The sequence below is a fragment of the Streptomyces sp. NPDC008139 genome, from assembly GCF_042957025.1.
Classification (GTDB): Bacteria; Actinomycetota; Actinomycetes; order Streptomycetales; family Streptomycetaceae; genus Actinacidiphila.
The window spans coordinates 17,053-43,885 of record NZ_JBIBHM010000007.1; the positions used below are offsets into that span (position 1 = coordinate 17,053).

General features: G+C 71.7%; 24 protein-coding genes, 1 pseudogene and 1 riboswitch. Of the genes and pseudogenes, 14 read left to right on the forward strand and 11 right to left on the reverse strand.

The window, feature by feature from the left end; genetic code table 11:
• The first annotated feature begins 32 nt into the window (after nucleotides 1-32).
• Nucleotides 33-581: a TetR family transcriptional regulator gene (locus ACFZBB_RS15885; protein WP_391122323.1), complete on the forward strand. Its 549-nt coding sequence runs from the start codon at nucleotides 33-35 to the stop codon at nucleotides 579-581.
• A gap of 36 nt (nucleotides 582-617) precedes the next feature.
• Here the strand turns inward: ACFZBB_RS15885 and ACFZBB_RS15890 are convergent, their stop codons facing one another.
• The 4 genes from ACFZBB_RS15890 to ACFZBB_RS15905 form a co-directional block, all read right to left on the reverse strand.
• A complete protein-coding gene (locus ACFZBB_RS15890; protein ID WP_355347359.1) occupies nucleotides 618-941 on the reverse strand; it encodes a multidrug efflux SMR transporter in 324 nt (107 codons plus the stop codon).
• Nucleotides 942-1,040: 99 nt separating this feature from the next.
• On the reverse strand, nucleotides 1,041-2,042 hold the full coding sequence (gene rsgA / locus ACFZBB_RS15895; protein ID WP_391122326.1) for a ribosome small subunit-dependent GTPase A: 1,002 nt from the start codon (nucleotides 2,040-2,042) through the stop codon (nucleotides 1,041-1,043).
• 8 nt (nucleotides 2,043-2,050) lie between these two features.
• Nucleotides 2,051-3,520, reverse strand: coding sequence for a 3-phosphoshikimate 1-carboxyvinyltransferase (aroA, locus tag ACFZBB_RS15900; RefSeq protein WP_391122329.1), 1,470 nt, complete (start codon nucleotides 3,518-3,520; stop codon nucleotides 2,051-2,053).
• Between the two features lie 245 nt (nucleotides 3,521-3,765).
• Nucleotides 3,766-4,479 (reverse strand): M50 family metallopeptidase, encoded by a 714-nt coding sequence (locus tag ACFZBB_RS15905; protein ID WP_391122332.1) that lies wholly within the window; start codon nucleotides 4,477-4,479, stop codon nucleotides 3,766-3,768.
• Nucleotides 4,480-4,587: 108 nt separating this feature from the next.
• Here ACFZBB_RS15905 and ACFZBB_RS15910 point away from each other — a divergent pair, with 108 nt between their 5' ends.
• Nucleotides 4,588-5,403, forward strand: coding sequence for an SOS response-associated peptidase family protein (locus tag ACFZBB_RS15910; RefSeq protein ID WP_391122335.1), 816 nt, complete (start codon nucleotides 4,588-4,590; stop codon nucleotides 5,401-5,403).
• Nucleotides 5,403-6,110, forward strand: a complete 708-nt coding sequence (locus ACFZBB_RS15915; protein WP_391122338.1) for an alpha/beta family hydrolase — start codon at nucleotides 5,403-5,405, stop codon at nucleotides 6,108-6,110. Before ACFZBB_RS15910 ends, ACFZBB_RS15915 begins: the two co-directional genes overlap by 1 nt.
• Here the strand turns inward: ACFZBB_RS15915 and ACFZBB_RS15920 are convergent.
• Nucleotides 6,049-6,648, reverse strand: coding sequence for a helix-turn-helix domain-containing protein (locus tag ACFZBB_RS15920; protein WP_391122341.1), 600 nt, complete (start codon nucleotides 6,646-6,648; stop codon nucleotides 6,049-6,051). The two genes, ACFZBB_RS15915 and ACFZBB_RS15920, sit on opposite strands and share 62 nt — an antisense overlap.
• A gap of 430 nt (nucleotides 6,649-7,078) precedes the next feature.
• Here ACFZBB_RS15920 and ACFZBB_RS15925 point away from each other — a divergent pair, with 430 nt between their 5' ends.
• The 6 genes and pseudogenes from ACFZBB_RS15925 (at nucleotide 7,079) to def (ending at nucleotide 13,558) form a co-directional block, all read left to right on the forward strand.
• Nucleotides 7,079-7,744, forward strand: a complete 666-nt coding sequence (locus ACFZBB_RS15925; protein ID WP_391044361.1) for a sigma-70 family RNA polymerase sigma factor — start codon at nucleotides 7,079-7,081, stop codon at nucleotides 7,742-7,744.
• Nucleotides 7,741-8,064 carry a mycothiol system anti-sigma-R factor gene (gene rsrA, locus ACFZBB_RS15930; RefSeq protein ID WP_391122344.1) on the forward strand — a complete coding sequence of 108 codons (324 nt, stop codon included), beginning with the start codon at nucleotides 7,741-7,743 and terminating at the stop codon, nucleotides 8,062-8,064. The genes ACFZBB_RS15925 and rsrA overlap by 4 nt, the downstream gene beginning before the upstream one ends.
• Before the next feature lie 315 nt (nucleotides 8,065-8,379).
• A complete protein-coding gene (locus tag ACFZBB_RS15935; protein ID WP_391122347.1) occupies nucleotides 8,380-9,723 on the forward strand; it encodes an HD domain-containing phosphohydrolase in 1,344 nt (447 codons plus the stop codon).
• 902 nt (nucleotides 9,724-10,625) lie between these two features.
• Nucleotides 10,626-11,552 (forward strand): annotated as a pseudogene (locus ACFZBB_RS15940) (HD-GYP domain-containing protein); the annotation flags it as partial.
• A gap of 192 nt (nucleotides 11,553-11,744) precedes the next feature.
• Complete coding sequence (locus tag ACFZBB_RS15945) at nucleotides 11,745-12,740, forward strand: hypothetical protein (protein ID WP_188283420.1); 996 nt, start codon at nucleotides 11,745-11,747, stop codon at nucleotides 12,738-12,740.
• Between the two features lie 131 nt (nucleotides 12,741-12,871).
• Complete coding sequence (gene def, locus ACFZBB_RS15950) at nucleotides 12,872-13,558, forward strand: peptide deformylase (RefSeq protein WP_391122350.1); 687 nt, start codon at nucleotides 12,872-12,874, stop codon at nucleotides 13,556-13,558.
• A 97-nt stretch (nucleotides 13,559-13,655) separates the two neighbouring features.
• Here def and ACFZBB_RS15955 read toward each other — a convergent pair whose 3' ends face one another.
• The 3 genes from ACFZBB_RS15955 to ACFZBB_RS15965 form a co-directional block, all read right to left on the reverse strand.
• Entirely contained in the window at nucleotides 13,656-14,669 is a 1,014-nt protein-coding gene (locus ACFZBB_RS15955; protein WP_355347326.1) for a ribonucleotide-diphosphate reductase subunit beta, read from the reverse strand.
• On the reverse strand, nucleotides 14,669-17,074 hold the full coding sequence (locus tag ACFZBB_RS15960; protein ID WP_391123184.1) for a ribonucleoside-diphosphate reductase subunit alpha: 2,406 nt from the start codon (nucleotides 17,072-17,074) through the stop codon (nucleotides 14,669-14,671). The genes ACFZBB_RS15955 and ACFZBB_RS15960 overlap by 1 nt, the downstream gene beginning before the upstream one ends.
• 210 nt (nucleotides 17,075-17,284) lie before the next feature.
• Nucleotides 17,285-17,427: riboswitch (cobalamin riboswitch) on the reverse strand.
• An 80-nt stretch (nucleotides 17,428-17,507) separates the two neighbouring features.
• Nucleotides 17,508-17,738: a hypothetical protein gene (locus ACFZBB_RS15965; RefSeq protein ID WP_391122353.1), complete on the reverse strand. Its 231-nt coding sequence runs from the start codon at nucleotides 17,736-17,738 to the stop codon at nucleotides 17,508-17,510.
• 89 nt (nucleotides 17,739-17,827) lie between these two features.
• Here ACFZBB_RS15965 and ACFZBB_RS15970 point away from each other — a divergent pair, with 89 nt between their 5' ends.
• The gene (locus ACFZBB_RS15970; RefSeq protein ID WP_391123187.1) at nucleotides 17,828-18,781 is read left to right on the forward strand and encodes a helix-turn-helix domain-containing protein; all 954 of its coding nucleotides are present in this window, start codon (nucleotides 17,828-17,830) and stop codon (nucleotides 18,779-18,781) included.
• A gap of 78 nt (nucleotides 18,782-18,859) precedes the next feature.
• Here ACFZBB_RS15970 and mctP read toward each other — a convergent pair whose 3' ends face one another.
• From mctP to ACFZBB_RS15985, 3 genes are all read right to left on the reverse strand, one after another.
• Nucleotides 18,860-20,482: a monocarboxylate uptake permease MctP gene (gene mctP / locus ACFZBB_RS15975; protein ID WP_391122356.1), complete on the reverse strand. Its 1,623-nt coding sequence runs from the start codon at nucleotides 20,480-20,482 to the stop codon at nucleotides 18,860-18,862.
• A complete protein-coding gene (locus tag ACFZBB_RS15980; protein WP_391122359.1) occupies nucleotides 20,479-20,754 on the reverse strand; it encodes a DUF3311 domain-containing protein in 276 nt (91 codons plus the stop codon). Before ACFZBB_RS15980 ends, mctP begins: the two co-directional genes overlap by 4 nt.
• 118 nt (nucleotides 20,755-20,872) lie before the next feature.
• Nucleotides 20,873-21,649, reverse strand: coding sequence for a GntR family transcriptional regulator (locus ACFZBB_RS15985; protein WP_355347422.1), 777 nt, complete (start codon nucleotides 21,647-21,649; stop codon nucleotides 20,873-20,875).
• Nucleotides 21,650-21,968: 319 nt separating this feature from the next.
• Here ACFZBB_RS15985 and ACFZBB_RS15990 point away from each other — a divergent pair, with 319 nt between their 5' ends.
• The 4 genes from ACFZBB_RS15990 (at nucleotide 21,969) to ACFZBB_RS16005 (ending at nucleotide 26,794) form a co-directional block, all read left to right on the forward strand.
• Nucleotides 21,969-23,264, forward strand: coding sequence for an extracellular solute-binding protein (locus ACFZBB_RS15990; protein WP_391122361.1), 1,296 nt, complete (start codon nucleotides 21,969-21,971; stop codon nucleotides 23,262-23,264).
• A 91-nt stretch (nucleotides 23,265-23,355) separates the two neighbouring features.
• The gene (locus ACFZBB_RS15995; RefSeq protein WP_391122364.1) at nucleotides 23,356-24,363 is read left to right on the forward strand and encodes an ABC transporter permease subunit; all 1,008 of its coding nucleotides are present in this window, start codon (nucleotides 23,356-23,358) and stop codon (nucleotides 24,361-24,363) included.
• On the forward strand, nucleotides 24,360-25,247 hold the full coding sequence (locus ACFZBB_RS16000) for an ABC transporter permease subunit (protein ID WP_391044377.1): 888 nt from the start codon (nucleotides 24,360-24,362) through the stop codon (nucleotides 25,245-25,247). The genes ACFZBB_RS15995 and ACFZBB_RS16000 overlap by 4 nt, the downstream gene beginning before the upstream one ends.
• Nucleotides 25,244-26,794 carry a glycoside hydrolase family 3 N-terminal domain-containing protein gene (locus tag ACFZBB_RS16005; RefSeq protein ID WP_391122367.1) on the forward strand — a complete coding sequence of 517 codons (1,551 nt, stop codon included), beginning with the start codon at nucleotides 25,244-25,246 and terminating at the stop codon, nucleotides 26,792-26,794. The genes ACFZBB_RS16000 and ACFZBB_RS16005 overlap by 4 nt, the downstream gene beginning before the upstream one ends.
• Nucleotides 26,795-26,833 lie beyond the last annotated feature (39 nt).

A 26,833-nucleotide genomic window follows, 5' to 3' on the forward strand; every position in this document is an offset into this window, starting at 1 on the left:
CGCGGACACCTCGTGGCGCCTTGGAGGCAATGATGCCTACAGCGCGGGAATCGCTCCTGGACGCGGCGTTCGCCGCGCTCGGCGACCGGCCCTGGGAAGCCGTACGGATGGTCGAGGTCGCGGCGGCGGCCGGGGTGTCGCGGCAGACCCTCTACAACGAGTTCAGCAGCAAGGAAGGGCTCGCGCGCGCCCTCGCCCGGCGCGAGACCGAGGGCTATCTGGCCGGTGTCGACCGCGAGTTGGCCGCCGCGGGCCGGGTCGGCGCCGACGCGGGGGAGTGCTTCGCGGGCGCCGCGGGCTGGACCCTGCGGTCCGCCCGGCGCAGCCCGGTGGTCGCCGCAGCCCTCACCGGCGCCGACGGCGGCCTGGTCGAATCGCTCAAGGCCCGTACGGTCGACGCGCTCGTCCGCGGCTACCCGCGGCTGCGGCCCCAGGACATCGGATGGGCCTGCGAGGCGGCGATCCGGCTCACCCTGTCGTACGTGATCGCGCCCGCCGCCAGTGACGAGGAGGCGTGTCTGCGGGTGGCGCAGCTCGTCCGCAGCCTGCTGTCGTGGCCCGCGACGGGGGAGGAGCCGTAGCGGCGTACGGTCTGCGCGGGCGCCGCCCGTGAACCGTCAGTGCGCCGAGCCGGAGATCTGGAGGCCGATGACGCCCGCGATCACCAACGAGATGGACACGATCTTCAGCGTGGAGACGACGTCGCCGAGGAAGATCATGCCGTAGATCGCGGTGCCCGCCGCGCCGATGCCGGTCCAGACGGCGTACGCCGGGCCGACGTCCAGCTTCTTCAGCGACAGCGTCAGCAGACCGAAGGAGCCCAGCGCGAACAGGGCGAAGGCGATGGTCGGCCAGATACGGGTGAAGCCGTGCGACAGCTTGAGGCAGACCGCGAACCCCGTCTCAAGGATGCCTGCGACCACCACGAGCAGCCAGGCCATCGGGTGCCTCCCGTTCCCACTCCGTCTCCGAAACCTGTGTGCGCTGTCGATCATCACACAGCCTGCCCGGAAACCGCCCCTCCGGTCGCCGAAAGGGCGTCAGTCTCCCTCGCGCCGCTCGCGGGTGGCCAGCAGCCGCCGCAGCGAGTCCAGCCGGGCGGGCTCGGCGTGCCCCGCCGCGACCCACGCGTCCAGCGCGCACTCCGGCTCGTCGTGCGAGCAGCCGCGCGGGCACTCCTCGGTGCCCGGCTCCAGGTCGGGGAAGGCGTGGATGACCCGCGACGGATCGATGTGGTGCAGGCCGAACGACCGTACGCCCGGGGTGTCGATCACCCATCCCGTGTCGCCCGGCAGCGGCAGCGCGAGCGCCGAGGTGGTGGTGTGCCGGCCGCGCCCGGTCACCGCGTTCACCGAGCCGGTGGTGCGCTGACGCTCCACCAGCGCGTTGACCAGCGTGGTCTTTCCGACGCCGCTGTGGCCGACGAAGGCCGTCACATGCCCGGCCAGCCGCTCGCGGATCTGGTCGACCCCGCCGGTCAGGAAGTCGTCCCTGTTGGTCACCACATACGCCAGGTCCAGCGCGCCGTACGTCTCCAACAGCGGCGCGGCCGGGGCCAGATCGGACTTGGTGAGCACCAGCAGCGGCTTCAGGTCCGCGTCGAAGGCCGCGACCAGGCAGCGGTCGATCATCCGGGGGCGCGGCTCGGGGTCGGCCAGCGCCGTGACGATCGCGAGCTGGTCGGCGTTGGCGACCACCACCCGCTCGAACGGGTCGTCGTCGTCGGCCGTCCGCCGCAGCACCGACTTGCGCGGCTCGATCCGTACGATCCGGGCCAGGGTGTCCTTCGCGCCCGACAGGTCGCCGACGACCGCGACCCGGTCGCCGACCACCATCGACTTGCGGCCCAATTCGCGGGCCTTCATCGCGACCACCTCGCGGTCGTCGACCAGCACGGTCAGCCGCCCGCGGTCCACGGTCAGCACCATGCCCTCGGCGGCGTCCTCGTGCTTGGGCCTGATCGTGCTGCGCGGCCGGTTGCCCTTGGCGTTGGGGCGGACTCTGACGTCGTCCTCGTCGGGGTTCTTTCCGTAGCGGCGCACGGCGGTCCTCAGCCCCGGCCCGGTGCGGTGGTGTCCGCTGTGTCTGTCGGGTCCGCTGTGTCGGTTGTCTCCGCTGTCTCCGCTGTCTCCGCTGCCTCCGCTGTCTCCGGCGCGGCGGCGCCCGGGGTGACGGCGCCCGGCGTGGAGATCCCCGGCGCGGGCGCGCGGCCCGCGAGCATCGCCGCCCACAGCTCGGGGAATTCGGGGAGGGTCTTCGCGGTCGTCGCCACGTTCTCCACCTGGACGCCGTCCACGGTCAGGCCCAGGACGGCCGCGGCGGTCGCCAGCCGGTGGTCCTCGTAGGTGTGGAAGACCCCGCCGTGCAGGGTGGTCGGCCGGATGCGCAGGCCGTCCTCGGTCTCGGTGACGTCACCGCCCAGCTCGTTGATCTCCTTGGCCAGCGCGGCCAGCCGGTCGGTCTCGTGCAGCCGCAGATGCGCGATGCCGGTCAGCACGCTCTCGCCCTCGGCCAGCGCCGCGACCGCCGCGATCACCGGGGTCAGCTCACCGACCTCGTGCAGATCGGCGGTGATGCCGAGCACCCGGCCGGTGCCGCTGAGGGTCAGCCCCTGCTCGGTCAGCTCGTACGAGCCGCCCATCGCGGTGAACAGCGTGCGCAGCGCGTCACCCGGCTGGGTGGTGCGGCGCGGCCAGTCCGGGATGGTCACCCGGCCGCCGGTGATCAGCGCGGCGGCCAGGAACGGTGCCGCGTTGGACAGGTCGGGCTCCACCGTCAGGTCCCGGCCGAGCAGCGCGCTCGGCGCCACCCGCCACACATTGCGCGCGCCGCCGTCCTGCGGGGCGTCCACCTTGGCGCCGGCCTTCCGCAGCATGTCCACGGTCATCCGGATGTGCGGCTGGGACGGCAGGGTGCGGCCGGTGTGCCGCAGTTCGAGGCCCCGGTTGAAGCGCGGCGCGGACAGCAGCAGCGCGCTGACGAACTGCGAGGACGACGACGCGTCCACGGACACGCTCCCGCCGGACAGCGAGCCCGCGCCGTTCACGGTCAGCGGCAGCGAGCCGCGGCCCTCGTCGTCGATCCTGGCCCCCAGGGCGCGCAGCGCGTCGATCACGCCGTGCAGCGGACGCTCGTACGCCCGCGCGTCGCCCTCGAAGCGGACCGGGCCGTCGGCGAGCGCGGCGACCGGCGGCAGGAAGCGCATCACGGTGCCCGCGTTGCCGACGTCGATCCGGGCGGGACCGTGCAGCCCGGCCGGGATGATCCGCCACGCCTCGCCGCCGGACGGGTTGACCGTCTCGTCGATCTGCACGCCCATGGCGCGCAGCGCGTCGGCCATCAGGACCGTGTCGCGGCTGCGCAGCGGACGGCGCACCCATCCGGGTTCCGTGGAGTGCGCGGCGAGCACCAGAGCGCGGTTGGTCACCGACTTCGAGCCGGGCACCGTGACGGTCGCGTCCACGGCGCGGGGCGCGGTCGGGGCCGGCCAGAGGGCGGTCTGCGCGGTGCTGTCGCTCATGGGGCCCAAGCGTAGTGGCTCAGGCACAGGGAGATAGGACGGCGAATGCGGCGAAATCTGCCGGAAACAGGTGCCGTCACTCTCGGCCACATGCGCCGGGGTCGTGCGCCGGGCTCATGTGCGGGGCCAGTGCCGTGGGTCTGTGCGCCGGTCTGCCCCCGTTGCTCCGGCCGTTCTCTCCGCCGGGGTCACCACGGCCATCACGGTGGGTGTTCCCCGTCACTCACGTCACCGCGGTCACCGCGCTATCGGAGGAGCAGCCACCGGGCGCCGCCCACCAGCGAGCAGATCGCGACCGCGTAGAAGAGGAGCAGCCACAGGGCCGCCGGAGTGTGCGTGAGCCGGGCGAGCTGGTCCGCGTCCGAGGTGCCGGAGCGCTCACGGCGCCGCGTACGTTGCAGCTCGGCGACCGGCCGCGCGCCGCCGACCAGCAGGAACCACACCACCAGATACGCGAACGCCGCCTGTACCTGCGCCTTGGTCAGCCAGGACACCAGCAGGAAGACCGCGCCGGTGACCACCACGGTCAGCGCCCCGTACGCGTTGCGGATCATCACGAGCATGACCAGCAGCAGCGCCGTCGCGCCCCACAGCAGCGCGGTGATGTGGCCGGATGCCAGCAGCCCCGCGCCCGCCAGGCCCAGCAGCGGCGGCGCGGTGTACCCGGCGGCGGCCGTCAGCACCATGCCCACCCCGTGCGGCTTGCCGCGCGAGACGGTCAGGCCCGAGGTGTCCGAGTGCAGGCGTATGCCCTCCAGACGTCGCCCGGTCAGCAGCGCGAGCAGCCCGTGACCGCCCTCGTGCGCGATCGTCACCGCGTTGCGCGTGACGTGCCACACCCGCCGCAGCAGTACGGCCGCCAGCGCGAGCAGCGCCGTCGCGCCGATCAGCCAGCGCGAGGGATCGGGCTGCGTCCCCGTCAGCCGGTCCCACATCTCGGTGACGCTCGCGACGTTCATGACGTGGCCAGTCCTTGCTACTAGGGGGCTGCGGAGGGGAGTGCCGGGGGCTTGCGAAAGGGCGGACTGTGGGCCGTTCGGGTCCACGGTCGTGGCAGTCTGGCACCTATGTGCGGTCGATATGCGGCGAGCCGGAAACCAGAGGATCTCGCAGGACTCTTCGAAGTCCGTCAGTGGGACCCCACCGAGACCATCGCCCCCGATTGGAACGTCGCGCCGACGAAGGACGTCTACGCGGTGCTTGACCGTCCCGTGCGCGACTCCGGTTCCCCCGAACCGGTCAGACAGTTGCGCGTGCTGCGCTGGGGCCTGGTCCCGTCGTGGGCCAAGTCGCCGGAAGGAGCCGCCAAGCTGATCAACGCGCGGGCCGAAACGGTGCACGAGAAGCCGTCCTTCCGCCGCGCGCTCACCGCCCGGCGCTGCCTGATACCCGCCGACGGCTATTACGAGTGGGTGACCGCGCCCGAGGAGCGCGCGCTGGAGGAGCAGGGCAGGAAGAAGCGGTCCCGCAAACAGCCGTATTTCGTGACGCCCGCCGACGGCTCGGTGATGGCGATGGCCGGGCTGTACGAGTTCTGGCGCGACCGGACGCTGCCCGACGACCACCCGATGGCCTGGTGGGCCACCTGCACGGTGATCACCACGGCGGCCGAGACCGACACCCTGGCCGGATACGCGGGCGAGGGCCCGCGCTCGCTCACCGACATCCATCCCCGGATGCCGCTGATGATGACCCCCGACCGCTGGAACGCCTGGCTCGACCCGGCCACCACCGACCCCGACACGCTCGGCGCCCTGCTCGCCCCGCCGCCCGGCGGCCTCATGCGCGCCTATCCGGTCGGCACCGGTGTGAGCAGTGTGAAGAACAACGGACCGGAGCTGCTGACGGAGCTGGAGGCACCCGAGGAGGAGACGCTGTTCTGATGACAGCACGCGCAGCACACACAGCGTCCCCGTCCCCCGAGCGGTCGGTGGAAACGGTCGGCACCCCCGCGGGCGAGGCCCGCGTCACCTGGCACCGCGCCCGCGCCGCCCGCGCGGTCCTCGCGCTCGGCCACGGCGCGGGCGGCGGCATCGAGGCCCGCGACCTGGCCGCGCTCGCGGCCGCGCTGCCCGCGCACGGCGTGACCGTGGCACTGGTCGAGCAGCCCTGGCGGGTGGCCGGCAAGAAGCTGGCGCCCGCGCCCAAGGCGCTGGACACCGGGTGGACGGCGGTGTGGCCCGCGCTGGCGGAGCCGGGGCTGCCGGTGGTCGCGGGCGGACGCAGCGCCGGCGCCCGGGTGGCCTGCCGTACGGCGAAGGGGCTGGGCGCCGCGGCCGTACTCGCGCTGTCCTTCCCGCTGCACCCGCCGGGGAAGCCGGAGAAGTCCCGCGCGGCCGAGCTGGACCTGGGCGCCGCGGCCGGGCCGCTGCTGATCGTGCAGGGCGGCAACGACACCTTCGGGCGGCCCGCGGAGTTCCCCGCCGGGTACGAACCGGTCGAGGTGCCGTACGGCGATCACTCGTTCGCCGTACCCAAGCGCGCGGAGCTGACGCAGGACGCGGCGCTGGCCGTGCTGACCGGGGCCGTCAGTGACTGGCTGGCCGGGCTCGGACATGCATCCGCTCGCCCTGGCGGCCGAAAAGGCTGAGCACCTCGACGGTCTCGTCCCCTGCGGGCCCGAACCAGTGCGGCAGCCGGGTGTCGAACTCGGCTGCCTCGCCCGCCCGCAGCTCCAGATCCTTGTCGGCGAGCAGCAGCCGCAGCCGCCCGGAGAGCACGTAGATCCACTCGTAGCCCTCGTGGGTGCGCTGCTCACAGGGCTTGTTCGGCTCGATGATCATCTTGTACGCCTGAAGCGCGCCCGGGTGCCGGGTCAGCGGCAGCACTGTCATGTGGTCCATCTTGCGCGGGACCGCACGCACCCGAGGGTCGCCGACCTCGGGCGCGCCCACCAGTTCGTCCAGTGGCATCTGGTGCGCGCGGGCCAGCGGCAGCAGCAGTTCGAGGGTGGCGCGCCGCTGCCCCGACTCCAGCCGCGACAAGGTGCTCACCGAGATCCCGGTCGCCTCCGCCAGCGCGGCCAGCGTCACCCCGCGCTCCAGCCGCGCAGCCCGCAACCGCGGCCCGACCTCGGCCAGAGTGCGCTCGACGCCGTCGTCCATGCCCTTGGGCGCTTTCTCCGCCATGCGTCGATTTTGCCATACCGGCAAGCACGTTTGCCGTACGACCCCGGCGCGGACTCCGGACGACCGCCGTGCGAGCTCCGGACGACCGCCGTGCGACTTCCGCGCGATCCGCCCGCGCGCCCTCTGTGCCACCGGGAATGAGCCGCGCGATACCGGTGTTGTGCGAATCGGCAGAACGATTCGATCCCGCATTGACGAAGCAATCCGTGAGATCTGTGAGAGAGGCAGCCGCATGGTTTCAGCCGCTTGCCGGTCCCGCGCAGAGGCCGCACAGGCCACCGCGCGACCGGACGCAGCCGCGCCCTACCTGAACTGGGCCGAATGGCCGGTCAAGGACGACGGCAAGGGCGCATCCGGCACGTCGATCTCCAGCGGGATATCCTCCGGAACAGGCGTGGCCGCTTTTGGGCGCGCTGACGTTTCTGAGGAGGTGGGTGCGGTCACCGGCACCGACGACAGCACGGCGGAAAACGCGAGTGCGTCCGGTGAGGCAGCACAGGAGAGCAGCGCGGAGCGCACCGAGCGCTTCGAGCGGGACGCCCTTGGCTTCCTCGACCAGATGTACTCGGCCGCGCTGCGGATGACCCGCAATCCGGCCGACGCGGAAGACCTCGTCCAGGAGACGTACGCGAAGGCGTACGCCTCCTTCCACCAGTTCCGTGAGGGCACCAACCTCAAGGCGTGGCTCTACCGCATTCTCACCAACAGCTTCATCAACTCCTACCGCAAGAAGCAGCGCGAACCGCTGCGCAGCGGCTCGGAGGAGATCGAGGACTGGCAGCTCGCACGAGCCGAATCCCATATGTCGACCGGCCTGCGCTCCGCGGAGTCCCAGGCGCTCGACCACCTGCCCGACTCCGACGTGAAGGCGGCGTTGCAGACGATCCCGGAGGAGTTCCGCATCGCGGTCTACCTCGCGGACGTCGAGGGCTTTGCCTACAAGGAGATCGCGGACATCATGGGAACACCCATCGGCACAGTGATGTCCCGGCTGCACCGCGGCCGTCGCCAGTTGCGTGAGCTGCTGGAGGACTACGCGCGGGACCGCGGTCTTGTACCCGCGGGCGCGGCGGATGAGAAGGGCGCGGATTCATGAGTTGCGGCGACGCACATGAGACGGACTGCTCGGAGGTGCTCGACCACCTCTACGAGTACCTCGACAACGAGATGCCCGATGAGAGCTGCGCCAAGTTCAAGGAGCACTTCGACGAGTGCCACCCGTGCCTGGAGAAGTACGGCCTCGAACAGGCCGTCAAGAAGCTCGTCAAGCGGTGCTGCGGCTCCGACGACGTGCCGACCGACCTGCGTTCGAAGGTCATGATGCGGATCGAGCTGATCCGCTCCGGTGAGGTCGCCCCGGTCCCGGACCAGGCGCCCGACATCCTCGCCACCCCGACCGAGGCCGAGGCCCGCTAGGGCGTGTCCCCACCGCCGGGCGCGCCAGGGCTTCCCCGCCGCCGCCGGTCACTGCCGGACATCCCTCGGCACCCCTCCGTCGCGGCTCGTATCCCGTTGCGCTTGTGGACGGGGTTCGGGCGTTCGGACGAGGGCGCATACGCCTCACGTCACCCGTGCGGGTGAGCTCGGGTCCCACTGACGGCCCAACGCCGGTAAACGCCTCTTCCACGACGGGCGCGGCCCTATCCTCCTGACTCTCAACGGGCCGGGAGCCGATCGGGCCGCGCCCGCCGCGCGTTCGCGCACGTTCGCGTACGGAGGAGGCCGCCTCTCGTGTCCGCCATGTCGACACCCGCACGGGTCACCGTGGCCGCCGTGTGCGCCGCCGGGACGCTGTGCGCCGCGCCCGCCCTGCGGCCCGCCACCGCGTGGGGGACCGTCGCCGTACTCGCCGCCCTGTACGCGCTGTGCGAGCCCGGGGTGCTCCCCACCCGCGCCGCGGGCCGCCACCCGCCCGCCGCCGTCGGCCCGTTCCTGCCCGTCCTGCTGGCCGCCGCCCTGCTGCTGCCCCCGGCCGCCGCCGCGCTGGTGGCCGTCCCCGGCTCGCTCGCGGGCCGCGTGGAACAGGAGCCGCGCCGCGTACGGCGGCTGTGGCGCGCCGCCCACCTGGCCGTCGCCGTCTGGGCCGCCGCGCTCGCCGCCCGGCTGCTCGACGGGCCGCGCGCGCTGGCCGCCGCAGACCTGCCGTACGCGCTGCTGCCCGCGACCGTCGCCGCGCTCGTCCTCTGCGTCACCGCCACCGTGCTCACCGGCGCCGTCCTGGTCACCGCCGAGGGCCGCACACCGCGCGCGGCCTGGGGCGCCCCGCTGCTCGGCGCCCTCGCCCCGCACCTGACCTACGGCCTCGTCGCTCTCATGACCGCCGTCCTGTGGCAGGCCCGCTACGGCGCCTTCGCCGCGGTGCTCGTACCGCTGCCGATGTACGTGGCCTGCTGGGGATTCGCCCGCGCCCGCCGGGAACGCGACGCCCACCGGGCGACCGTGCGCGCGCTCGTCCAGGCCGTCGAGATCAAGGACCACTACACGCGCGGGCACAGTGAACGCGTGGGCCGCGCCTCGGTGTTCATCGCCCGCGAGCTGGGCATGCCCGAACCCCGCGTCGACGCCCTGCGGTTCGCCGGAATCCTGCACGACATCGGCAAACTCGGCGTCCCCACCCGCCTGTTGCGCAAGAACGGGCCGCTGACCCCGGCCGAGCGGCGGGTGGTCGAGCTGCACCCGGAGTACGGGCACGAGATGGTCCGCGGCATCGCCTTCCTCGGGGAGGCGCGGGACGCGATCCTGCACCACCACGAACGCCTCGACGGCAGCGGCTACCCGCACGGGCTCGCGGGCGACCAGATCCCCGAATTCGCCCGCGTGGTCGCCGTCGCGGACGCCTTCGACGCCATGACGTCCACCCGCTCCTACCGGCGCGCCCGGCCGGTTCGCGCCGCGCTCGACGAACTCCACGCCTGCGCCGGTACGCACTTCGACCCGGCGATGGTCGCCGCCCTGACGCGTGCGCTGGCGCACCACTCCTGGCCGGTGGCCGCCTCGGGGCCGGTCGGCGCCACCACCGCCGGGCGGGGCCCGCTGCTTCTTCCGGCCGCCGTCTCCGCGCCGGTGCCGCGATGAGGGCCCGGCTCGTCCGGGGCGTGCACGGCGCCGCCCTCACCCTGACGGCCGTCGCCGTCGCCCGCACCGCCCTCACCGGCCTCTCCGCGCCCGGCACCGCCCTCGCCTTCGCCGCCGTCATCGCCGTGGGCGTCACCTTCCGCCTTCCCGCCCCCCTCGCCCCCCTCGCCTTCGGCGTCGACCGCGACACCGCGCCTCTCGCCACCGCGACGGCTCTCGCCTACGCCCTCCTGGCGCCGGGCCGCCACAGCCTCGCCCAAACCGTGGCCGTCTCCGCCCTCGCGGCCGCCGTCCCGCTGACCCTGAGCTGCCCCCGCCCCCGCCACGCAGCCGCCCCGGGCGTGGGGCCCTTGCGCAGGTGGGTGCGCCGTTGGGGCGCGGGGCTGCGTCTGATGTGCGGCTGCCGCCGGGTGGGCGCGGCCGGCCGTGAGGGGGCTGTGCCCTCCGGCGGTGCGGCGGGCGTGGGGCCCTTGCGCAGGTGGGTGCGCCGTTGGGGCGCGGGGCTGCGTCTGATGTGCGGCTGCCGCCGGGTGGGCGCGGCCGGCCGCGATGGGGCTGTGCCCTCCGGGGGTGCGGCGGGCGTGGGGCCCTTGCGCAGGTGGGTGCCCCGTAGGGGCGCGGGGAACTGCGCGCTCAGCCCCGATGCTCCCGCAGGTCACCACCCGCCCCAGCGGGGCAGATCGGTGGTCTCCGGACCACCGGCCGGTGGTGGCGGGCCGCGCAGTTTCCCGCGCCCCTTCGGGGCGCGCCTTCCTGGGCAGGCGCGCCCGCGCGGCGGCAGCCGCACATCAGACGCAGCCCCGCGCCCCTTCGGGGCGCGCCCTCCTGGGCAGGCGCGCCCTCCTGGGGAGGCGGACCCTTCTGGGCAGGGGCGCCCAGGCCCGGGGCGGCATGGGGGGCTGGGGGCCAAGGGGGACGGGGAGGTGCGGCGGGTCGCGGCAGCGACCTTCGCCGGGGTGTGCGCCCAACCCTTCGCGGGAGGCGAAGGCCCCGCGTACGCCGCCGCACTCCTGGCGGTCCTCGGCCTGACGGCGCTGTGCGACGCGGCGCTTGCGGCGGCCCTGGGGGCGGCCAGGACCGGCCACCCGTACGCCCCGGCGCTGCGCGACGAGGTCCGGGCGCTGGCGGGGATGGCCAGCGCGGTGTGCGCGGGCGGTGTGGTGATGGCGCTGGCGGTCGCGGCGGCCGGGCTGTGGGCGCTGCCGATGGCGGCGGCGCCGCTGCTGCTGGCGCAGATGTCGCTGCGGGGCCAGGCGGCGGTGCGGGCCACGTACCGGCAGACGATCGGGTCGCTGGCGCGGGCCACCGAGGTGGCCGGGTACACACCGGAGGGGCACGCGCGGCGGGTGAGCGAGCTGGCGACGGCGGTCGGCAGGGAGCTGGGCCTGCCCGCCCGCCACCTGATGCTGCTGGAGTACGCGGCGCTGATGCACGACATCGGCCAGCTCTCGCTGGTCGACCCGGTGCCGCGCGGGGCGACGGAGCCGCTGGACGGCGAGCGGCAGCGCGCCATCGCCGCGCTCGGCGGCGAGGTGGTGCGGCAGACCGGCGCCCCGGCCGAGGTGGCGCTGATCGTGGAGCGGCAGGCGCACCCGTACCGGGAGCAGCCGTTGGCGGGCCGGATCGTCCGGGCCGTCAACGCCTACGAGGACCTGACGGGGGAGCCGGGCGCGGCCCTCGACCACCGGCTCGCGGCGGTCGAGCGGCTGCGGTTGGCGACCGCACGTGAGTACGATCCGCAGGTGGTGGCGGCACTTACCAGGGTGCTCGCACGGCGCCCCACCTGGGCATGGTTGGATGCCCACGGGAGTGGCAAGGGTGTCGAGTGAGGAAGCGCGCTCACCGGGGAGCCGCGGACCGCACGGACCGGGTCGCCGGCCCCGGGGGACGGGGGCGACGGCCGGGCTGAGACAACGGCCAAAATGTGCAAGGTTGGAGTCGTACGGGGGGACGCGATCGTAGTGGTGCGGGAAGGCGACGTCCTGGCAGTGATCGGCTGAGCGGGCAGGCGGGTAACGACGTTGAACATCTTCGGAAGAGTGCGGCACCGGCCGTCGCCCACGTGGCGGCAGGCCACTGACCGGGCGTTCTCGCTGATCGGCGACGGCCGTTACGAGGACGCCGGAGCGCTGCTGACCCGAGCCGCCGATCTGGAGCCGTGGCTGTCGGAGTCCTGGTACAACCTCGCGCTGCTGCACAAGTTCCGGCACGACTGGGCGCAGGCCCGGATCGCCGGGCTGCGCGCGGTGGCCCTGCTCGACCGCCCGGTCGGCTCCCCCGACTGGTGGAACCTGGGCATCGCCGCCACCGCCGTGCAGGACTGGCCGCTGGCCCGCCGCGCCTGGCAGGCGTACGGCCTGCGGATGCCCGCGGGCACCGCGAGTCACAACGGCGAGGAGTCGGTACGGCTGCCGCTGGGCAGCGCCGCCGTACGGCTGTCGCCCGAGGGCGAGGCCGAGGTCGTGTGGGGCCGCAGGCTCGACCCGGCGCGGGTCGAGGTGCTCTCCATCCCGCTGCCGTCGTCCGGGCGCCGCTGGGGCGAGGTCGTGCTGCACGACGGCGTCCCGCACGGCGAGCGCGCCACCGCCGACACCGCGGGCGGCGCGGTCTACCCCGTCTTCGACGAGATCGAGCTGTGGGCGCCGTCCCCGGTGCCGACCTGGCTGGTGCTCCTCGAGGCGGACACGGCCGCCGACCGCGACGCGCTGGAACGGCTGGCGGCGGAGGCCGGATACGCGGCGGAGGACTGGTCGTCGTCCGTCCGGCTGCTGTGCCGCACCTGTTCGGAGAGCCGGATGCCCACCGACGACGGCTCGATGGCCACGCGCGACCCGCACGACCACGGTGAGCCCGGTCACCCCGGCCACCTCAGCCACCACAGCGCGGGTGTGCGCTGGTCGCCGGAGCGCGAGTGCGGGATCGCCGCCCCCGCGTCCCTGGTCCGGGGCCTGCTCGACGGCTGGGTCGCCGACAGCCCGGACACCCGGGACTGGCGGGACCTCGAAGAGGTCTGCTGAACGGCGCGCCCCGAACCGCGTGCCCCGAACGGCGAGGTGCGACGAACCACGAGGTGTGGGGAACACCGTCGTGCGCGGGCCCGTACCCTAGGGGGGTTCGTTTACGGGTTCGCGGAAGGCGTACGGCGCAGATGTCCCAGCAGCACACCGAGCACGGCCACGGTCACCAACACCACCACGGGCACGACCACGACCACGCGCACAGCCACGACGCGGCCACCGAAGGCTTCCTCGACGACGTGACCGACGCGCAGGCGCGCGAACTGGCGTACCGCGAGCGCGGCACCGTCCGCCCGATCACCGTGGTCGGCAACCCGGTGCTGCACCGGGAGTGCAAGGACGTCACGTCCTTCGACGACGACCTGGACGCGCTGATCGCCGACATGTTCGCCAGCCAGCGCGCCGCCGAGGGCGTGGGCCTGGCCGCCAACCAGATCGGCGTCGACCTCAAGGTCTTCGTCTACGACTGCCCGGACGACGACGACAACCGGCACGTCGGCGTCGTCTGCAACCCCGTACTGGACGAACTGCCCGCCGACCGGCGCCGCCTGGACGACTCCAACGAGGGCTGCCTGTCCGTCCCCGGCGCCTACATGGAACTGGCCCGCCCCGACTACGCGGTGGTGCGCGGCCAGAACGCCAAGGGCGAGCCGATCGTCGTCCACGGCAACGGCTACTTCGCCCGCTGCCTCCAGCACGAGACCGACCACCTCTACGGCCGCCTCTACATCGACCGTCTCTCCAAGCGCGACCGCAAAGACGTCATGAAGCAAATGGCCGAGGCCACCCCGAAGTTCGAAACGGTCCCCAACGACTGACCCGCCCCGCCCGCCCGCCCGCCCGAGGGGAAAGGGGCGGCGGAAGGCTCATCGCCTTCCGCCGCCCCTTTCGCCGTTGACCGTTCCCGCCGCTGGCCTAGAAGTCCTCGTCCAGGGCGAAGCTGCCCTCGACCGCGACCTGGTAGGCCGACGGGCGGCGCTCGAAGAAGTTCGTCAGCTCTTGGACGCCCTGCAACTCCATGAAGGAGAAGGGATTCTCCGAGCCGTAGACCGGGGGGAAGCCGAGGCGGGCGAGGCGCTGGTCGGCGACGCACTCCAGGTAGGCGCGCATGGACTCGGTGTTCATGCCGGGCAGACCGTCGCCGCACAGGTCGCGGCCGAACTGGAGCTCGGCCTCGACGGCTTCGCGCAGCATGTCGGTGACCTGCTGCCGCAACTGCTCGTCGAAGAGGTCCGGCTCCTCCTTGCGGACGGTGTCGACCACGTCGAAGGCGAAGCTCATGTGCATGGTCTCGTCGCGGAACACCCAGTTGGTGCCGGTCGCGAGCCCGTGCAGCAGGCCGCGCGAGCGGAACCAGTAGACGTACGCGAAGGCGCCGTAGAAGAACAGGCCCTCGATGCACGCGGCGAAGCAGATCAGGTTGAGCAGGAAGCGGCGGCGGTCGGCCTTGGACTCCAGGCGGTCGATCTTCTCGACCGAGTCCATCCAGCGGAAGCAGAACTGCGCCTTCTCGCGGATCGAGGGGATCTCCTCGACCGCGTCGAAGGCCGCCGCCCGGTCCTCGGGGTCGGGCAGGTAGGTGTCGAGCAGCGTCAGATAGAACTGGACGTGCACGGCCTCCTCGAAGAGCTGGCGGGACAGGTACAGCCGCGCCTCGGGGGAGTTGATGTGCTTGTAGAGCGTGAGCACCAGGTTGTTGGAGACGATCGAGTCACCGGTCGCGAAGAACGCGACCAGGCGGCCGATCATGTGCTGCTCGGCGGGGCTGAGCTTGGCGAGGTCGGACACGTCGGAGTGGAGGTCGACCTCCTCCACGGTCCAGGTGTTCTTGATCGCGTCGCGGTAGCGCTCGTAGAAGTCCGGGTAGCGCATCGGACGCAGGGTCAGCTCGAAGCCCGGGTCGAGCAGATTCTTGTCGGTGGACGTCATTACTGGCAGGCCTCGCAGGACTCGGGGTTCTCAAGGGAGCAGGCGATCGCGTCGGCGTCGGCGATCACCGGTACGGGGACGGGGGTGGCGGCCGTCTGCTGCTGGGCGCGGGCCGCGCGGGCGATCCGGGTCGCGGGCCGGGACCGCAGGTAGTACGTCGTCTTCAGGCCCTGCTTCCAGGCGTACGCGTACATCGAGCTGAGCTTGCCGATGGTGGGCGTCTCCAGGAACAGGTTCAGCGACTGGCTCTGGTCGAGGAACGGCGTACGCGCCGCCGCCATGTCGATCAGGCCGCGCTGCGGGATCTCCCACGCCGTGCGGTACAGCTCACGGATCTCGGCCGGAATCCAACTGAAGCCGTTCACCGAGCCGTTGGCCTCGCGCAGCGCCTCGCGGGACTGCGCGTCCCACACGCCGAGCCGCTTGAGATCGGCGACCAGGTACGAGTTGACCTGGAGGAATTCCCCCGACAGCGTCTCGCGCTTGAAGAGGTTGGAGACCTGCGGCTCGATGCACTCGTAGACACCGGCGATGGACGCGATGGTCGCGGTCGGCGCGATGGCCAGCAGCAGCGAATTGCGCATGCCGGTGGCCGCGATCCGGGCGCGCAGCGCCGTCCAGCGCTCCGGCCAGTTCAGCTCGGTCGCGTAGTGGTCGGGGTGCAGCACACCGCGGGCGGTACGGGTCTTGTCCCAGGCGGGCAGCGGGCCCTGCCGCTCGGCGAGGTCGCAGGACGCCTCGTACGCGGCGAGCATGATCCGCTCGGCGATCCGGGTGGACAGCTCGCGCGCCTCGGCCGAGTCGAAGGGCAGCCGCAGCTTGAAGAAGACGTCCTGAAGGCCCATCACGCCCAGGCCCACCGGGCGCCACTTGGCGTTGGAGCGGCCCGCCTGCTCGGTGGGGTAGAAGTTGATGTCCACGACCCGGTCGAGGAAGGTCACCGCGGTCCTGACGGTCTCGTCGAGCCGCTCCCAGTCCATCTCGCCGCCCGCGCCGCCCCCCGGGGTGGCGAAGGCGCCCAGGTTCACCGAACCCAGGTTGCAGACCGCGGTCTCGCCGTCGTCGGTGACCTCAAGGATCTCGGTGCACAGATTCGAGGAGTGCACGGTACGGCCGGACTCCGCCGTCTGGTTGGCCGTACGGTTCGAGGCGTCCTTGAAGGTGATCCAGCCGTTGCCGGTCTGCGCGAGGGTCCGCATCATCCGGCCGTACAGCTCGCGCGCCGGGATCGTGCGCTGCGCCAGGCCCTTGGCCTCCGCCCTGCGGTACGCGGCGTCGAAGTCGTCGCCCCACAGGTCGACCAGCTCCGGCACGTCGGACGGCGAGAACAGCGACCAGTCGGCGTCGGTCTCCACGCGGCGCATGAACTCGTCCGGGATCCAGTGCGCCAGGTTCAGATTGTGGGTGCGGCGCGCGTCCTCACCGGTGTTGTCGCGCAGTTCGAGGAACTCCTCGATGTCGGAGTGCCAGGTCTCCAGGTAGACCGCCGCGGCGCCCTTGCGACGGCCGCCCTGGTTGACCGCTGCCACCGACGCGTCCAGCGTCTTCAGGAACGGCACGATGCCGTTGGAGTGGCCGTTGGTGCCGCGGATCAGCGAACCGCGCGAGCGGACCCGGGAGTAGGACAGGCCGATCCCGCCCGCGTGCTTCGACAGCCGCGCCACCTGGTGGTAGCGGTCGTAGATCGAGTCCAGTTCGTCCAGCGGCGAGTCCAGCAGGTAGCAGGAGGACATCTGCGGGTGCCGGGTCCCGGAGTTGAACAGGGTGGGGGAGCTGGGCAGGTAGTCCAGCGCGCTCATCAGCCGGTAGAGCGAGGCGACTTCCTCGGCGGCGCGCACCGAGTCGTCCTCGGCGAGACCGCAGGCCACGCGGAGCATGAAGTGCTGCGGGGTCTCGATCACCTGACGGGTGATGGGGTGCCGCAGCAGGTAGCGGCTGTGCAGGGTGCGCAGACCGAAGTAGCCGAAGCGGTCGTCCGCGCCGGCGGCCAGCGCCTCGTCCACCAGCGCGTCGAGCCGGGGCTTGTGCAGGGCCACGAAGGCGGCCGTGCGGTCGGCGATCAGGCCCTCGCGGTGCCCGACCGAGACGGACGCGGAGAACGACACCGCGCCCTGGCCCGCGGCCTCTTCGGCGATGGTCGAGGTCAGCAGCCGGGCGGCCAGCCGCGAGTACGCCGGGTCCTCGGAGATCAGCCCGGCCGCCGCCTCGGTGGCCAGGCCGTGCATCTCGGCCGCGTCGGAGGCGGCGTTACGGCCGCGCAGCGCGGCGGCGGCGACCCGGCCGGGGTCGGTGTCGGTCAGGTCGGCGGTGAGCCGCACCAGCGTACGCAGCAGGTCCGCGCCCGGGCCCTCGTCGGGACGGGCGGGAGGTCCGGGGAGAGGTCCGGAGGGGGGAGCCGAAGGGATCCGGGGGGCGACGGTGCGGAGTTCGGCTGAAGCGGGGTCTGCGGGCGCGATGGTCACGGTGGTGCTCTCTCCCTCGAACGCGGCGACGGCCAGGCGGGAGGAGCGGGTACGCGTGCGGAGGCGCACCCCTGCTCAGGCATGGGCGTGCCGCGACGCGTCCGCCGGCCCAATCCGCGAGGCCCGGACACAACTGCGCCCGTCGCTTGTGGGCGCTACGGGCGCGCTGGCGGCAGGTCCTCGGGCTGTGCGGGCGTACGCCCGCTCACCGTTGCGGGGCAGCGCCGGATTCGCACCGGCTTCCCCTGCTCGACAGCGAAGTTGAGCATACATGTAGTGCCACGGTTCGCGTGGAAGCCCAGATGTTGTGTCGCGAGGGTGGGTCGCCGGGGTCGGCGCGCAAGCGCCGGAGGGGATTTTATTCCCTCCGGCGCCCTCAGATCTGCGGGGCCGCGACCGCTGTGCGGGCCGGTTCGCGGCCTGGTTCGCGGTCCGCGCGCGCGGCGCGTCTCGCGTGCGCCCGGCGTGTCGCCTCGGCCTCGCGGGCGGCGTCGGCCGCGCGGATCTGGCGGGTGATCCTGGCCTCGGCGCGCAGGCCCAGGACGGGGACGAAGGAGAGGATGAGGAGGAGGGCGGAGAGGGCTGCGATGTCCAGGAGAACGGTCATGGGTCAATCGTGCTCGCGCCGCTTACCCACGAACAGTGGCAGGACCGCCGTACTACCGCGACATCCTGCCAAGTGGCATCCTCGGGAGCATGCTGAAGAACGTGGCCGCGGTACTGCTCGACGGTGTCCACCCCTTCGAACTCGGGGTGATCTGCGAGGTGTTCGGCCTCGACCGCAGCGAGGACGGGCTGCCCGTGTACGACTTCGCGGTGATCTCCGGCGAGGGCCCGACGCTGCGCACGCACGCCGGGTTCGAGCTGTCGGCCTCCTGTGACATGGACCGGCTGGACGAGGCGGACCTGATCGCCGTACCGGCCGGGGACTCGTACATCCACCGGGACTTCCCGCCGCAGGTGCTCACGGCGCTCAACCGGGCCGTGGAGCGCGGCGCGACGGTGCTCAGCGTGTGCTCGGGCGTCTTCGTGCTGGCCGCCTCCGGCATGCTCGACGACCGCCGCTGCGCCACGCACTGGCGGCACGCGGAACGCCTCGCGCGCCGGTACCCGCAGATCAAGGTCGAGTCCGACGTGCTGTACGTGGACGACGCGGGGGTGATCACCTCGGCCGGTACGGCCTCCGGCATCGACGCCTGCCTGCACCTGGTGCGCAAGGAGCAGGGCAGCGCCGTCGCCAACGGCATCGCCCGCCGCATGGTGGTGCCGCCGCACCGCGAGGGCGGCCAGGCGCAGTACGTGGACCGGCCGCTGCCGCGCGGGCAGAGCGACACCGTGGCCGGGGTGCTGTCCTGGATGGAACGGCATCTGGACCGCGAGGTGACCATCGAGGAGCTGGCCGCCCGCGCCCACATGTCGCCGCGCACCTTCGCCCGCCGCTTCCAGCAGGAGACCGGCACCACCCCGTACCGCTGGCTGCTGGGTCAACGGGTGCTGCTGGCACGGGAGTTGCTGGAGGCCACCGACCACACCATGGACGCCGTCGCGCTCCGCGCGGGGTTCGGGAACGCGGCGACCATGCGGCATCACTTCGCCCGGTGGACGGGGACCACGCCGCAGGGGTACCGGCGCACTTTCGCCTCGCGCTGAGGCGCGGCCCCCCCGCCGGGGGCGCCGGCCGCACACCACAACGCGGCCTCGCGCCCCCGGGTCCCGCCCCCGCGCGCTCTACGCCGGTGCGGGAACCTCCTCTTTCGCCGCCTCCTCCGCCTCCACCACGTAGTCGCCCTTCGCCGTCTCGTCCACGCCGTCGGGGGCCTTGAGGGCGCGCAGGACCAGGGTGAGGACGACCGCGACCGCCGCGTTCAGGACGAAGGCGGTGAGGCCGATGTAGCCCAGCTCGCCGATGCCGGGGATCTTCGCGGAGTTGCCGCCGAAGTGCGACTGGCTGGCGCTGGTCTGCTCGTACGCCTTCCACGTGCCGTACGCCATGCCCGCCGCCCAGCCGGCCAGCAGCGCCCAGCGGTGGAACCAGCGGGTGAACAGGCCGCCGACGATGGCCGGGACGGTCTGGAGGATCCAGATGCCGCCCAGGAGCTGGAAGTTGATCGCGACCGTCTTGTCCATCGAGAGCACGAAGACGAGCGCGCCGACCTTGACCACCAGGGACGCGGCCTTGGAGACCTTGGTCTCCTGCGCCGGGGTGGCGTCCGGTTTGAACAGGTCCTTGTAGATGTTGCGGGTGAACAGGTTGGCCGCCGCGATCGACATGATCGCCGCCGGGACCAGCGCGCCGATGGCGATGGCGGCGAAGGCCACCCCGGCGAACCAGGAGGGGAACATGTCCTCGAAGAGCTGGGGGATGGCCAGTTGGGCGTTGTAGCCCTTGATGCCCTTTCCGACGCCCGCCGCCAGCGCCATGAAGCCGAGCATCGCCAGCAGGCCGAGCATCAGCGAATACAGCGGCAGGATCGTGGTGTTGCGGCGGATGGTGTTGCGGCTCTTGCCGGAGAGCACGGCCGTCACCGAGTGCGGGTACAGGAAGAGCGCCATCGCCGAGCCCATCGCGAGCGTGGCGTACGCCCATTGGGCCTGCGGCGCGGACACCAGCGAGCCGCGCGGCTTGCCGGTGGCGGGGTTGGTCACCTTGTAGGCCGCGTCCGCCTTGTCGAAGATGTCGCCGAACCCGCCCAGTTTGTACGGGATGTAGATGATCGCGACCACGATGACGATGTAGATCAGCGCGTCCTTGACGAAGGCGATCAGCGCGGGCGCGCGCAGCCCCGAGGAGTACGTGTACGCGGCCAGCACACCGAAGGCGATCAGCAGCGGCAGGTCCTTGACGAACCAGTTGGTGGAATCGCCGCCGCCCACGCCCATCACGTCCAGCACGGCCTGGATGCCGACGAGTTGGAGCGCGATGTACGGCATGGTCGCGACGATCCCGGTGAGCGCCATCGCGACCGACAGGCTCTTCGACCCGAACCTGCCGCGGATGAAGTCCGACGAGGTCACGTACCCGTGCTTGTGCGAGACCGACCACAGCCGCGGCAGGAAGAGGAACACCAGCGGGTAGGTGATGATCGTGTACGGGACCGCGAAGAATCCGGCGGCGCCCGCGGAGTAGATCGCGGCGGGCACGGCGACGAAGGTGTACGCGGTGTAGAGGTCGCCGCCGAGCAGGAACCAGGTCACCCAGGTGCCGAAACTCCGGCCGCCCAGGCCCCATTCGTCCAGGTGCAGGGCGTTCTCCGCGCGTCGCCAGCGGGCGGCGAGGAAGCCCATCACCGTGACCAGGAGGAAGAAGAAGACGCAGACGCCGAGCGCCACGCCGTTCACGTCGTTCGTCACTTGCCCGCACCCCCCTTGCGCGCCCGCTCCTCGCGGCGCACCAGGACGTACGCGGTGTACGTCAGCAGCGCCGCCGCCGGCACCCACGCCATCTGGTACCAGTAGAAGAACGGGATGCCGATGAACCTCGGGGTGAGCCGCGAGTACGAGCTGACCCAGAGCAGCGCCACGAAGGGCGCGACCAGGCATATCCCGGCGATCACGCGCGACGCGGTGACCACCGGTTGCCGCGCAGGCGCGGGGTGTTCCTCAAGTGATAGGTCGTCGGGCATACGTGCGGCTCCCGTCCCCTAGAGCTACGAGTGTGACTCGCGGGAATCTAGGGGAGGGGAGTAGCGCACGTCACCATGTGTGCGGCGATCTCACTCGTGAGAAGTCAAACCGGCGGTCTCAGTCGGTGGGGCGGCTCAGTCGTGCCACGAACTTGTAGCGGTCGCCGCGGTAGACCGAGCGCACCCACTCGACCGGTTCGCCGACGGTGTCGATCGAGTGCCGGGAGAGCATCAGCATCGGCAGGCCGACGTCGGTGCCGAGCAGTCCGGCCTCGCGCGGGGTGGCCAGCGAGGTCTCGATGGTCTCCTCCGCCTCGGCCAGCCGCACGTCGTAGACCTCGGCCAACGCCGTGTACAGGGACGTGTACTTGGCGAGGCTGCGGCGCAGCGCGGGGAAGCGCTTGGCCGACAGGTGCGTCGTCTCGATCGCCATCGGCTCGCTGTTGGCCAGCCGCAGCCGCTCGATCCGCAGCACCCGGCCGCCGGCCTTCATGTCGAGCAGCCCGGCGAGCCGGTCGTCGGCGGTGATGTAGCCGATGTCCAGGAGCTGGGACGTGGGTTCGAGACCCTGGGCGCGCATGTCCTCGGTGTACGAGGTCAGTTGGAGCGCCTGGGAGACCTTCGGCTTGGCGACGAAGGTGCCTTTGCCCTGGATGCGTTCGAGCCGGCCCTCGACCACGAGTTCCTGGAGCGCCTGGCGGACCGTGGTGCGCGAGGTGTCGAACTCGGTGGCCAGCGTGCGCTCCGGCGGTACGGGCGTGCCGGGGGGCATGGTCTGGGTGATGTCCAGAAGATGCCGCTTGAGCCGGTAGTACTTGGGCACGCGTGCGGTACGGCCCGCGGTGCTCGCGGTCCCCGCCGTACTCTCCGCGCCACTGCCCGCGTCGCTGTCCATGACGTCTACTCCCGACTGCTGTCGTGCTGCCGTCACCGGCTCCTCCGTTATATGCGGCTCACATCGTGGCACGGCCTGACCTGGAGCGGGGAGGCGGTAGTGGTCGCTTCCCCCTCAGGTGTCGGTCCGATAACAGAGCCGACATGGGTTCTTATACACCCTTGACACCCCCAAAGGTCTAGGCCAAGCTCCGGGTACTGGTCTAAACCATTAACGACCAAATCCCAGACCCACGAGCAGGACGCGGCTGCACACGTGTCTCGCGGTAGCCGACATTTCGGGTGGTGGGGGGAGTTTCGGGCATCCTGAGGAGGGTGGCGTGAAGCGCAAGCTCATCGCGGCGATCGGCGTCGCGACCATGATTGCTGGTATTGCGGCCTGTGGGTCGGACAAGAAGGACGACAAGGCCGCTGAGAAGCCGGCCGACCAGACCGGCACGGTGACCGTCTGGCTGATGGCCGAGGCGCAGACCGCCTGGCCCGAGCTGGTACAGAACACCACCGCCCAGTTCAAGGCGAAGTACCCGAAGGTCAACGTCAAGATCCAGTACCAGCAGTGGAGCGACAAGGTCCAGAAGCTGGACGCCGCGCTCTCCGGTTCCAGCGCCCCCGACGTGGTCGAGCTGGGCAACACCGAGACCCAGACGTACATCCTCAACGGCGCCCTCGCCGAGCTGGACAAGAAGACCTTCCAGAACTCGGACACCTGGATCAAGGGCCTCGAGGACACCTGCACCTACCAGGGCAAGCTCTACTGCGCGCCCTACTACGCCGGTGCCCGTGTCGCGATCTACAACACCGCCGACTTCAAGGCCGGTACGGGCTCCGACGCCTTCCCCGCCACCGAGGACGAGCTGACCGCCGCCCTGGACAAGATCGAGGCGAAGAAGGGCGGCGACAAGACGTACTCGCCGCTCTACCTCCCCGGCCAGTACTGGTACGCGGCCATGTCGTACGTGAAGGCGTACGGCGGCCAGATCGCCAAGACCGACGGCAGCAAGTGGACCGCCGACCTGGAGAGCCCGCAGGCGCAGCAGGGCATCCAGCACTTCATCGACCTGGTGAAGAAGTACAACCACGGCGACCAGACCAAGGACGAGGCGGACCACGCCAACGTCATGGCCCACGAGAAGGCCGGCGTCATCTACGGCAACGGCTGGGAGGCCGGCTCGGTCATCACGCCGCCGAACGGCAACGCCAAGCTCAAGGACGTCATCAAGACGGCCACGATGCCCGGCCCGAACGGCAAGGCGCTGCCGTCCTTCATCGGCGGCTCCGACCTCGCCGTGGTCAACAAGTCCAAGGTGAAGGACCTCGCCAAGGAGTGGATCGCGGACTTCACCGACGAGAAGAACGAAGCCGCGCTGGTCACCAAGGCGACGCTGCCGAACAACACCAAGCAGCTTGAGCCGATGAAGGCCGACCCGGCCACCGCCGCCGCGGCCAACGCCGTGCCGGACGCCTGGTTCACGCCGATCGCACCGGGCTGGGCCGCGATCGAGAAGCAGGGCATCCTCAAGACGATGCTGCTCGACATCCTCAAGGGCAAGTCCGTCGCCGACGCCGCCAAGGCCGCCGACGACAAGATCAACTCGCTGATCAACACCGCCTCCTGACACGGCGGTCGTCACCAGGGGAGGGCGGTCCGCGGTCGCGGGCCGCCCGCCCCGGTATCCCGGCATGGACACCGAAGAAAGGTCAGAGCGGATGAGTGCCGCCGACACGCATGCCACCGAGCCGGTGACGGGGGGCCGCCCGCAGATCCCGCCGCCGCGCTCGACCGGTCCGGTCGCCACGACAGCGGGCCGCGCCGCCGGTCGCAACCGGCAGAGCAGATCGCTGCCGTATCTGCTGATCACTCCGGCGCTGCTGATCATGATCGGCGTGCTGGGCTACCCGCTCGTCGACACCATCGTGCTGTCCTTCCAGGACGAGCGCCGCAACAACCTCTGGAACGGCGTCGCGGCGCCCTGGGTCGGCTTCGACCAGTACAGCTCGATCCTCGGCGACAGCGAGTTCTGGGCCGTGGTGCTGCGCACCGTGGTCTTCGTCGTCGTCTGCGTCGTCGCCACCATGTCGCTCGGCCTGCTGATCGCGCTGCTGATGCAGCGGGTCTCCAACTGGGTCCGGGTCACCATGAGCAGCGTGATGATCGCCGTGTGGGCGATGCCGCTGCTGGTCGCCACCTCGGTCTTCAAGTTCATGTTCGACTCCGACTACGGCCTGGTGAACCAGCTTCTCACCCGGCTGCCCGGCGTCGACTACACCCGGCACAACTGGTTCCTCAACCCGACCACCGGCATGGCGATCATCGCCGCCCTGGTCGTCTGGGGCGCCATCCCCTTCATCGCCATCAGCCTGCACGCGGCACTCACCCAGGTCCCCAAGGAACTGGAGGAGGCCGCGCGGATCGACGGCGCCAAGGGCTTCGGCATCTTCCGCTACGTCACCTTCCCGATCATCAAGCCGGTCTTCGTGATGACCAGCACCCTGTCGGTGATCTGGGACTTCGGCGTGCTCGGCCAGATCCTGCTGATGCGCGGCGGCCAGCCGGAGCAGGACTACCAGACGCTCGGCCTGTACGCGTACACCCAGGCGTTCATCTCCAACTCCTTCAGCCGGGGCGCGGCCATCTCCGTGGTCTCCGTCCTGCTGCTGTCGGGTGTCGCCGTCTACTACCTGCGCCAGCTTCTGAAGATCGGAGAGGTCGAGTGAGCACCGCTGTCAAGAGCGGCCCCGCGACCCAGGGCCCCACGGCCGGAGTCGTCTACCGCACTCCGAAGAAGAAGCGCAACGGCTGGAACGTGCTCGGCCTGATCGTCACCGTGATCATGGGCTTCCCGGTGTACTGGATGGTCATCACCGCGCTCCGCCCGAGCCAGGAGATCCTCAGCTACCACCAGAAGCTCTATCCCAGCTCCGTCACGTTCAACCAGTTCAAGCGCGCGATGGACATGCCCAACTTCTGGGACAACGTCAAGAGCAGCGTGATCATCTCGGCGTGCAGTGTCGTGATCGCCATCGGCATCGGCCTGCTCGCGGCGTACGCCATCGGCCGGTTCAAGTTCTGGGGCCGCCGCGGCCTGGTCATCGCGCTGCTGGTGATCCAGCTCATCCCGGCCACCTCGATGCTGATCCCGATCTACATCCAGCTCAACAAGATGGGCGGCCTCAACCAGTACTGGGGCGTCATCGTCGTCTACGCGGCGAGCACACTGCCCTTCGCCGTATGGATGCTGCGCGGCTTCATCGTCAACATTCCCAAGGAGCTTGAGGAGTCGGCGATGGTCGACGGGTGCAGCCAGATGGAGGCGTTCCGCCGCGTCGTCCTCCCGCTGCTCGCGCCCGGCCTGGTCGCCGCGTCGATCTACGCGCTGATGACCGCCTGGAACGAGTACCTGTTCGCCTACGTACTTCTCCAGGACAATGACAAGTACACGTTGAGCATCTGGCTGCTGAAGTTCACCGGACAGCGCGGTACGGACTACGGGGCCCTCATGGCGGGCTCGATCCTGATCGCCCTGCCCGTCGTGATCTTCTTCCTGTTCGTCCAGCGCAAGGTGGCCTCCGGCCTGACCGCAGGCGCGGTGAAGGGATGACCGTCATTACCGTCGACACGCCCGCGGACGTCCTGGCCCGCGACGCCCTCACCGTCCTCCAGCCCGGCTTCCGCGGCACCGAGGCCCCCGACTGGGTGCTGCGGCTGCTCGCCGAAGGGCTCGGCGCGGTCGCGCTGTTCTCCCGCAACATCGAGTCGCCCGAGCAAGTCGCCCGGCTCACCGCCCAGTTGCGCGCGGTACGGCCCGACGTGCTCGTTGCCGCCGACGAGGAGGGCGGCGACGTCACCCGCCTCGAAGCGCGCGGCGGCTCCTCCTTCCCCGGCAACCTCGCGCTCGGCGCCGTCGACGACGTCAAGCTCACCCGGGCCGTCGCCGCCGAACTCGGCCGCAGGCTCGCCGCGTGCGGCGTCAACCTCAACTGGGCGCCGTCCGCCGACGTCAACTCCGACCCCGGCAACCCGGTCATCGGCGTCCGCTCCTTCGGCGCCGAGCCCGAACTGGTCGCGCGCAACACCGCCGCCTACGTGGAGGGAATGCAGTCGGCGGGCGTCGCGACCAGCGTCAAGCACTTCCCCGGCCACGGCGACACCGGCGTCGACTCGCACCACGCGATGCCGCGCATCGACGTCGACCTCGACACCCTGCGCGACCGCGAACTCGTGCCGTTCAAGGCGGCCGTCGCCGCCGGCACCAAGGCCGTGATGAGCGCTCACATACTCGTCCCGGCCCTCGACCCCGACCTGCCGGGCACGCTCAGCTCCGCCGTCCTCACCGGCCTGCTGCGCGCCCCGCGCGAGCAGGGCGGCCTCGGCTACGACGGCCTCATCGTCACCGACGGCATCGAGATGCAGGCCATCTCCGCCGCCTACGGCATCGAGCGCGGCACCGTCATGGCGCTGGCCGCCGGGGCCGACGCGATCTGCGTCGGCGGCGGCCTGTCCGACGAGCAGACCGTGCTCGGCCTCCGCGACGCCATCGTGCGCGCGGTGCGCGAGGGCGACCTCCCCGCCGAGCGGCTGGCCGACGCCGCCGCCCGGGTGCGCGACCTCCAGGTGTGGGCCGCCGAGCGGGCGGGCGCAGCGGAGGGGACCGCGTCCGCCGCCCCGGCAGGGGAGTCCGACATCGGCCTGGAGGCGGCCCGCCGCGCCCTGCGGATCACCCGCCGCGCCGAGTTCACCCCGCTCACCGAGGCGCCCTACGTCGCCGCCCTCACGCCGGTCGCCAACATCGCGGTCGGCGACGTGACCCCCTGGGGCATCGCCGCCGACCTCGCCAGGCTCCTGCCCGGCACGGTCACGGGCACCTACCCCGGCCGCGAGGTGGAGGAGCTGGGCGCCGAGGCGTTCGCCGCCGGACTCCTCGACGAGGCCGGCGACCGTACGATCGTCGTCGTCGTCCGCGACGCCCACCGGCACCGCTGGATGTCCGAGGCGCTCGCGGCGGTCGTCTCCCGCCGCCCCGGCACGGTCGTCGTGGAGATGGGCGTGCCCCAGGCGCCCGCCACCGGCGCCCTCCACATCGCCACCCACGGCGCGGCCCGCGTCTGCGGCACGGCCGCCGCCGAGGCCATCGTGGGCTCCGTCTGACACGACAGAGCGCCGGACGGACTGATCGCAGTCCGTCCG

Coding starts and splice junctions, on each gene's coding strand:
- ACFZBB_RS15885 (WP_391122323.1), top strand. CDS start 33: ATGCCTACAGCGCGGGAATCGCTCCTGGACGCGGCGTTCGCCGCGCTC.
- ACFZBB_RS15890 (WP_355347359.1), bottom strand. CDS start 941: ATGGCCTGGCTGCTCGTGGTGGTCGCAGGCATCCTTGAGACGGGGTTC.
- aroA (WP_391122329.1), bottom strand. CDS start 3,520: ATGAGCGACAGCACCGCGCAGACCGCCCTCTGGCCGGCCCCGACCGCG.
- ACFZBB_RS15905 (WP_391122332.1), bottom strand. CDS start 4,479: ATGAACGTCGCGAGCGTCACCGAGATGTGGGACCGGCTGACGGGGACG.
- ACFZBB_RS15910 (WP_391122335.1), top strand. CDS start 4,588: ATGTGCGGTCGATATGCGGCGAGCCGGAAACCAGAGGATCTCGCAGGA.
- ACFZBB_RS15915 (WP_391122338.1), top strand. CDS start 5,403: ATGACAGCACGCGCAGCACACACAGCGTCCCCGTCCCCCGAGCGGTCG.
- ACFZBB_RS15920 (WP_391122341.1), bottom strand. CDS start 6,648: ATGGCGGAGAAAGCGCCCAAGGGCATGGACGACGGCGTCGAGCGCACT.
- rsrA (WP_391122344.1), top strand. CDS start 7,741: ATGAGTTGCGGCGACGCACATGAGACGGACTGCTCGGAGGTGCTCGAC.
- def (WP_391122350.1), top strand. CDS start 12,872: ATGTCCCAGCAGCACACCGAGCACGGCCACGGTCACCAACACCACCAC.
- ACFZBB_RS15955 (WP_355347326.1), bottom strand. CDS start 14,669: ATGACGTCCACCGACAAGAATCTGCTCGACCCGGGCTTCGAGCTGACC.
- ACFZBB_RS15965 (WP_391122353.1), bottom strand. CDS start 17,738: ATGACCGTTCTCCTGGACATCGCAGCCCTCTCCGCCCTCCTCCTCATC.
- ACFZBB_RS15970 (WP_391123187.1), top strand. CDS start 17,828: ATGCTGAAGAACGTGGCCGCGGTACTGCTCGACGGTGTCCACCCCTTC.
- ACFZBB_RS15980 (WP_391122359.1), bottom strand. CDS start 20,754: ATGCCCGACGACCTATCACTTGAGGAACACCCCGCGCCTGCGCGGCAA.
- ACFZBB_RS15985 (WP_355347422.1), bottom strand. CDS start 21,649: ATGGACAGCGACGCGGGCAGTGGCGCGGAGAGTACGGCGGGGACCGCG.
- ACFZBB_RS15995 (WP_391122364.1), top strand. CDS start 23,356: ATGAGTGCCGCCGACACGCATGCCACCGAGCCGGTGACGGGGGGCCGC.
- ACFZBB_RS16005 (WP_391122367.1), top strand. CDS start 25,244: ATGACCGTCATTACCGTCGACACGCCCGCGGACGTCCTGGCCCGCGAC.